General features: G+C 69.9%; 7 protein-coding genes. 3 read left to right on the top strand and 4 right to left on the bottom strand.

The features are described from left to right. Window positions 1-76 precede the first annotated feature (76 nt). Window positions 77-481, top strand: a complete 405-nt coding sequence (locus HY703_08760) for a hypothetical protein (GenBank protein MBI4545272.1) — start codon at window positions 77-79, stop codon at window positions 479-481. 47 nt (window positions 482-528) lie between these two features. Here HY703_08760 and asnS read toward each other — a convergent pair whose 3' ends face one another. Next, complete coding sequence (gene asnS / locus HY703_08755; protein MBI4545271.1) at window positions 529-1,824, bottom strand: asparagine--tRNA ligase; 1,296 nt, start codon at window positions 1,822-1,824, stop codon at window positions 529-531. 117 nt (window positions 1,825-1,941) lie between these two features. Between asnS and HY703_08750 the strand changes: the two genes are divergently transcribed. After that, window positions 1,942-3,054 carry a PQQ-binding-like beta-propeller repeat protein gene (locus HY703_08750; protein MBI4545270.1) on the top strand — a complete coding sequence of 371 codons (1,113 nt, stop codon included), beginning with the start codon at window positions 1,942-1,944 and terminating at the stop codon, window positions 3,052-3,054. Then, the gene (locus HY703_08745; GenBank protein MBI4545269.1) at window positions 3,051-3,587 is read left to right on the top strand and encodes a hypothetical protein; all 537 of its coding nucleotides are present in this window, start codon (window positions 3,051-3,053) and stop codon (window positions 3,585-3,587) included. Before HY703_08750 ends, HY703_08745 begins: the two co-directional genes overlap by 4 nt. Before the next feature lie 69 nt (window positions 3,588-3,656). Here the strand turns inward: HY703_08745 and recG are convergent, their stop codons facing one another. The 3 genes from recG to HY703_08730 form a co-directional block, all read right to left on the bottom strand. Next, window positions 3,657-5,732: an ATP-dependent DNA helicase RecG gene (recG, locus tag HY703_08740; protein ID MBI4545268.1), complete on the bottom strand. Its 2,076-nt coding sequence runs from the start codon at window positions 5,730-5,732 to the stop codon at window positions 3,657-3,659. A gap of 193 nt (window positions 5,733-5,925) precedes the next feature. Beyond that, window positions 5,926-6,225 carry a hypothetical protein gene (locus tag HY703_08735; protein ID MBI4545267.1) on the bottom strand — a complete coding sequence of 100 codons (300 nt, stop codon included), beginning with the start codon at window positions 6,223-6,225 and terminating at the stop codon, window positions 5,926-5,928. A 53-nt stretch (window positions 6,226-6,278) separates the two neighbouring features. Beyond that, on the bottom strand, window positions 6,279-6,864 hold a 586-nt coding region (locus tag HY703_08730; GenBank protein ID MBI4545266.1), incomplete at its 5' end, for a hypothetical protein.

Here is a 6,864-nt window from a genome sequence, read left to right as displayed (position 1 = left end):
AGGTCCACCTCGACCCAGGCCCGCGCTTCCGCTACGATTGACATAACTCCACAAGGCTTTTGACTATAGGCCGGCCATGAAGCCCTCGCAAGGCAAAGACGCCCTATCCCGCGCACACCACATCCAGCAGCGGGTCAGTGCCCTCGGCTTCGACTGGGCCGACGCGCGCGGCGCCTTCGAGAAAGTGGTAGAGGAACTCGAAGAGGTTCGAAGCGCACTCGAAGCCGAGCCGTCGCCCGCGCTGGAAGAAGAGCTCGGCGACCTGCTCTTCGCGGTCGTGAACCTCACCCGCCTCGCGGGCGTTCACGCCATGCACGCACTGCAGCGCGCCAACCGCAAGTTCAGCGACCGCTTTGCCGCCCTCGAGCGCCTCGCCCGCGAGCGCGGCCTCGAGCTCGGCCGCGCCTCGCTCGACGAGCTGGAATCGCTGTGGCAGGAAGTCAAGCAAGGGCAAGGGCGAGCGCAAGGGCCTTCGCCCTAGCCCCTTTCCCTCCCCTAGCCTAGCCCTAGCCCTAGCTCTGGCTCGCTTCAAGGGTACAACCGGTTCAGCATCCTCGGGAACGGGCTCGTCTCGCGGATGTGGCGCCGCCCGCAGATCCAGGCGACAGTGCGCTCGAGGCCGAGTCCGAAGCCGGAGTGCGGGAACGTCCCGTACTTGCGCAGCTCGAGGTACCAGCCGTAGGCCGGCTCGGGGAGCCCCCCCTCGCGGATGCAGTCGAGCAACCGGTCGTGGTCGTCCTCGCGCTGGCTGCCGCCGATGATCTCGCCAAACCCCTCGGGCGCAAGCAGGTCGTCACACAACACGGTGCGCGGGTCCGCCGGGTTCTCCTTCATGTAGAAGGCCTTGGCGGCCCTGGGGTAGTTGTAGACGAAGACGGGACGGTCGAACATGTCGGCAATCGTGGTCTCATCGCCGCCGCCCAGGTCCTGCCCCCACTGGATTTCGCTCCCCTGCTGCTGCAGCCGGCGCACGGCCTCCGAGTAGTCCAGGCGCGGGAAGGGCGGCTGCACGCGCTCGAGTGGCGTCCGATCCCGCTCCAGCACTGCCAGCTCGTCACGACAGCGTTCCAGCGCGCGTTCTACCAGGTACGTGACGAACGCCTCCTGGAGCCGCATGTTGTCTTCCGAGTCGTACCACGCGACCTCGGGCTCGCACATCCAGAACTCCGTGAGGTGCCGCCGGGTCTTGGATTTTTCGGCGCGGAACGTGGGGCCGAAGCAGTACACTTTGCCGAAGGCGGCGGCTGCCGCCTCGACGTAGAGCTGCCCCGTCTGCGCGAGGTAGGCCGGCTGATCGAAGTAGTCGACCTGGAACAGGCCCGCACCGCCTTCGCCAATAGCGCCCGTCAAGATCGGGGTGTCGATGCGGACAAAGCCGCGCTCGTAGAAGAAGTCGTGGATCGCCTTTTCGACCTCGTCCCGCACGCGCAGAATCGCCCGCTGCTGGCCCGACCGCAGCCAGAGGTGGCGGCGGTCCAGCAGATAGTCGACGCCGTGCTCCTTAGGCTGGATCGGGTAGTCCTCGGACCGGCCAACGACCTCGAGGTCCGAGACACCCAGCTCGTAGCCGCCGGGCGCGCGGCGTTCGGCACGGACCGTGCCCGTGACCGTGACGCTCGTCTCCTGTGTCAGGGAGCCGAACCGCTCCCAGATCTGAGGCGCGACCTCGTTCTGGAGGAGGACGCCCTGGACGATGCCCGTGCCGTCGCGCACGACCACGAACCCCACCTTCCCGTGGGTGCGCACGGTCTGCACCCAGCCGTGCACGACGACGGCTTGGCCCGTGTGCCGGTCCAGCTGTCGCACCTCGCTGGGGACGGCCATGCGGCGTGGAACCTCCAGGTAAAGGGCCAGGGGTGCCAGTTGGGCCAGGGGGGCCAGCGCTCGCCGCCGCGGGCGCTGGGAGCGAACAAGGTAGACCGCGCTGGGAGAGGTGTCAATTTGTGGTGGTTACTGGCTTTTCTGCTCCTCGGCGGGGGCTGCGCCCGGCCGCTCCGGCCCCTGCCCACCGGGCTGCCTGAGGGCGCCTGGCCCACGGTGCTCGGCGACGTGCGGCGCGCTGGCCACGCCGGCGAGCGGGCGCCCGACGCGGTCGAGGAAGCCTGGCGCGTCGAGGTCGGGCGCGGCCTGCTCTCGCCGCTTTTGGTGAAAGGGCCCGTCCTGCTCGCCGCCGGGAACCGCATTGTCGCGGCCCTCTCCGCCGAAACGGGCGAGCACTTCTGGGAGCGCAGGATGGACGGGCCGGTCACGGGTGGGTTGGTCTGGCGCGGCGAGCGGCTCTTCCTCGCGCAGGAGCAAAGAGAGGGGAAGGCCCTGGCCCTCGAGCTGCAGAGTGGCGGGCGGCTTTGGGCGCGCGTGGTCGGCTCGACGCCCTTCCCGCCGCTCCTGGTAGGCGACGCTGTCTATCTGGGCACCGAGGGCGGGAACCTTTTCGCGCTCGACACGCGTAATGGAGAGGAGCTGTGGAAGACCAAACTCGCCGCAGCGGCCTCGACTCCCATCCCCTATCAGGAGAGTCTCTTGCTGCCGACGACGGCAGACACGCTCTACCTCCTCGATCGGCCAACCGGCCGGGTCGCGGCGCGCGCGCCCTTGCCCGCCAGCGTCTCCGCCGCTCCCGCGTTGCTCGAGGATACACTCTACCTGCCGCTGCACTCGGGCGAGGTGCTGGCACTGCTCCTGCCAGGACTGGTCGAGGTGTGGCGCGCGCCCTTCGGCGCGCCGATCCTGGCCGCGCCCGCCGTGGCAGCGGACGGATCGCTTTACGTCCTTACCCGCTCCGCCGAGGTCTGGCGCGTTCCACGCGGCGGCCGCGCAGGCGAGAGGATCGCCAGCCTGGGCGGCGCCGCCCGAGCGGCCCTGACACTGGCGCAGGACCGGCTGCTGGTCGGGCGGCTCGACGGGCAGCTCTTCCTGTTGCGGAGCGATGGGACGACCGTGTGGAAACAGGACTTCGAAGACTCGATTGTCGCGCCCGTTACCGTGCAGAACGGCGCCATCTACGTGCCCCTGCTGCGCGGGACGATCGTGAAGCTGAAGGAGCCCGCATCATGAAGCCGTTGCTCATGACACTGTGCTGCACGGCGATGCTGCTGCTGCCCGCGGCCGGCGCCGCCCAGCAGCGCGCCCAGCGATTCGAGCCCGAGAATCGCGCGGAGAAGAGCTGGTCCAGGCGAGTGGGCGGGGTCCCGCCGCTGCGCTTCGCGAAGTGGGCAACCGTCGCGGCGTCCGTCGCCTCGGCCGCCTACGGCTTCAGCGTCCAGCACGACTCGGACGAGAAGTTCCGCGCGCTCGAAGCGCGTTGCCAGCAGCAGCCCCAGAAATGCAGCCAGCGGCTTCCGGACGAGCGTTACCAGGATCCCGAGCTCGAGGCCATGTATCAGGACGTGGTGAGGCTCGACCGGCGCGCCCGCATGGCCCTGCTGGCCAGCCAGGTGGGCGTGGCCGCCAGCGTCCTGCTTTTCATCCTGGACCTGCGCGAGGAGAGCACACCACCCAACATCCCCTACGACCCGGAGCGCTTCCAGATCCAGCCCCGCGCCGATGGCGGCGTCGAGCTCCGCTTCGCATTTCCGGCAGCGCCCTAGCTGCGCCGGAAGCGGACCCGGCGGAGACTCCCCCACAGAACTCCGAGCCCGAGACCGAGATCTGTTCGCCTACCCCACCTCGTACATCCGCTCCCGCTCGCCGAACCGCGCCGCCAGCACGGCGCGCAGCCGCTCGTGCTCCGGACGCTGCAGCTCCGGATCGCGGGCAATGACCGCCTGCGCGTGCTGGCGCGCTCGCAGCAGCAGCTCGTAATCCTTTTCCGGATCGAAGAAGCGGAACTCAGGCAGCCCGTGCTGCCGCGCGCCGAAGAAGTCGCCCATGCCACGCAGGCGCAGGTCGGCCCGCGCGATCTCGAACCCATCATCAGTTTCCAGGAACACCCGCAGCCGCTCCCTGGCCTCGCCCCCGGCCGGAGCCAGCAAGATGCAGGTGCTGGCCGCCGCTCCCCGGCCCACGCGGCCGCGCAACTGGTGGAGCTGCGAGAGGCCAAAGCGCTCCGCGTGCTCGATCAGCATGACTGTAGCGTTGGGCACATCAATCCCCACCTCGACCACGGTGGTCGAGACCAGGATGTCCAGCTCACCGGCAAGGAAGGCACGCATCGTCGCCTCCCGCTCCTCGGGCGACACCTGGCCGTGCAGCAGGCCGAGGCGCAGGTCGGGGAAAACCTGCGCCGCGAGGCGCTCGTATTCCTCCGTCGCCGCGCGCAGTTCCAGCTTCTCGGACTCCTCGACCAGTGGGTAGATGATGTACGCCTGGCGCCCGCGTGCGACCTCGCGCCGCACGAAGTCGTACACGCGCGCCCGCGTGCTCTCCGGCCGGAGCGCCGTCTCCACCCGGCGGCGGCCCGCCGGCATCTCGTCCAGCACGCTGAGCTCGAGGTCGCCGTAGAGCGTGAGGGCCAGAGACCGTGGGATCGGCGTGGCCGACATGACCAGCACGTCCGGCGTCTCGCCCCGCGCCGCCAGCGCCATGCGCTGCCGCACGCCGAAGCGGTGTTGCTCGTCGATCACCACCAGCCCCAGGCGGTGAAAGCTGACTCCCTCCTGGATGAGCGCATGCGTGCCTACCACGATCGCCGCCGCGCCGGAAGCGACCCGTTCGAGCACATCCCGCCGCTCGGCGCCGCCCACCCGCCCGGTCAGCAGGGCCATGCCCACGGGCAGCTCTCCCAGCAGCTCGCGCAGTGTGCGGGCATGCTGCTCCGCGAGCAGCTCGGTGGGCGCCATGACCGCGCTCTGGTAGCCGGACTCCGCCGCCAGCAGTGCGGCAAACAGGGCGACGACCGTTTTCCCCGAGCCAACGTCGCCCTGCAGCAGCCGGTTCATGCGAAGCGGTGAAGTCATGTCCGCCATGATCTCCTGCAGCACGCGCGTCTGCGCAGCCGTGAGCTGGAAGGGGAGCCGCCGGTAGAGCGCTGCAATCAGCTCGTCCGTGCGCCGGAACTCGATCCCTGGCACCGCCGCCGTCATCCGGTGCTGCGCCCGCGCATGCAGGAGCTGCACGAAGAACAGCTCCTCGTACGCCACCCGGCGCCGGCCCCGCTCCGCGTCTGCCAGCGACGAGGGGCGGTGCAGCAGCTCGAGCGCCTCCTTCAAGGCCGGGAGGCCGGCGGCCCCGAGCTGGGCCGGCGCGAATACCTCCTCCCGCTCCACCTGTCGCAGCAGCACGGTCAGGTTCGCGTCCAGGATGCCGCGGATCACGCGATAGGAGAGCCCTTCCGTGGCCGGGTAGATGGGCAGCACCTTGCCGCTCACGCCCTCGTCCTCGTCCGCGCGCCCCAGCACCACGTACTCCCGCGGCTGGAGCTGACGGCCGTGGAAGAAGCGCACAGGGCCGGTCACCAGCAGCAGATCGCCCTTCTGAATGGTACGGTCCAGAAAGGGCTGCCCCGGCCACGCGCACTCGATCAGCCCGCTCTCGTCCCGCACTACTGCCTGGAAGATCCGCAGACCCGACCGCGTCGGGATCACACCCTTGCTCACCACCTCGCCCGCTACCGTGGCGTCCATTCCCACTTCCAGCGAGCCGATGCGCGCGACGGTGCTCGCGTCCTCGTAGCGGCGCGGCAGGTGGTACAACAGGTCGCGCGCCGTCTCCACGCCCAGCCGCGACAGCGCCTCCGCCCGCTTCGGGCCCACGCCCTTCAGGTACTGCGCCGGCCGGTCCAGTGCAGAGGACATCTAGAATGCTCCGGGGCTAGCCGATCCCCATCCCGATCCGATCCCGTACCAGATCCCGTACCAGATCCCGTACCGATCCCGATCCCGATCCCGTATCAGATCCCGTAGCCGTATGCGTATATGCGTATGCGTAGGCGCACGCGTACGCGTGCCCGTACCCGTGCCTGACCCGTGCCTGAAAACCCATCCAACCCTACGCCTCCAGCACCTCCCGGGCAAATCGCGGGATGTCAAACTGCTCGAGGTCAGCCATGCCTTCGCCCGTGCCCACCAGCTTGACGGGGATATCGAACTCCGACTTGAGCGCCAGGACGATTCCACCCCTGGCGGTGCTGTCCAGCTTGGCCAGCACCAGTCCGGAGAGCGAGAGCGAGGCGGCGAAGGTGCGGACCTGCATGACGGCGTTCTGCCCCACGGTCGCATCCAGCACCAGCAGCGTCTCGTGGGGTGCTCCGGGGATCTTGCGCGCCAGCACACGCTCTACCTTGGCCATCTCGCTCCTCCGCTCGCCTGAAGAGTAGTTTGCGTGTCATGCGGAGCGAAGCATTAGCGCAGCCCCCAGCGGCGGCGGAGCACCCACTCGGTGGTCACCAGGAGCACGAGCAGCAGGTACGGCCAGGCGGTCGCATGGAGCGGCCGGCCGCCGGCGCCGCACGCGTCCACACCCCGGGCGGCGGCGGCCGTGCCGCGGGCGAGCTGCTCGAGCCGAGCCGCGGGCCGCGCGAACTCGGGCGAATAGCTCTCGACGGTGAGTGGCCCGGCCGACCGGGCCGCCTCGCGGCCGCCGCGAAGTGCGCGCACTTCGTAGCGGTAATGCCCGGGCGGCAGCACGCGGGTGGCTGCCGTGTCGCCGCGGACCGCCACCACGGTGGTGTCCAGCACGGCCTCGCCCTTTTCCGTGCGGATCCTCACAGCCAGCGAGTCCGCAGCCAGGCCGGCGGCCACCCAGCGCAACTGCTCCCCCCGCGCTGCCACTCGCCGCGTCGGGCGCAGGGCACCCCCCTCGGCCAGCGGCCGCTCCTGCACCAGCCAGCCGGCGACGGCCGCCCACAGGCGCTGGTACGTGACCCGACCCGCGCCCTCGCGGAACGACCACTGCCAGAACCCGTCGGCCAGCGCCAGCGCCCAGCGT

Source organism: Gemmatimonadota bacterium (assembly GCA_016209965.1).
Classification (GTDB): Bacteria; Gemmatimonadota; Gemmatimonadetes; order Longimicrobiales; family RSA9; genus JACQVE01.
Note: the sequence above shows the minus strand (reverse complement) of the source record. Positions and strands in the feature narration are given on the sequence as shown.

Coding starts and splice junctions, on each gene's coding strand:
- HY703_08760 (MBI4545272.1), top strand. CDS start 77: ATGAAGCCCTCGCAAGGCAAAGACGCCCTATCCCGCGCACACCACATC.
- asnS (MBI4545271.1), bottom strand. CDS start 1,824: ATGGCCGTCCCCAGCGAGGTGCGACAGCTGGACCGGCACACGGGCCAA.
- HY703_08745 (MBI4545269.1), top strand. CDS start 3,051: ATGAAGCCGTTGCTCATGACACTGTGCTGCACGGCGATGCTGCTGCTG.
- recG (MBI4545268.1), bottom strand. CDS start 5,732: ATGTCCTCTGCACTGGACCGGCCGGCGCAGTACCTGAAGGGCGTGGGC.
- HY703_08735 (MBI4545267.1), bottom strand. CDS start 6,225: ATGGCCAAGGTAGAGCGTGTGCTGGCGCGCAAGATCCCCGGAGCACCC.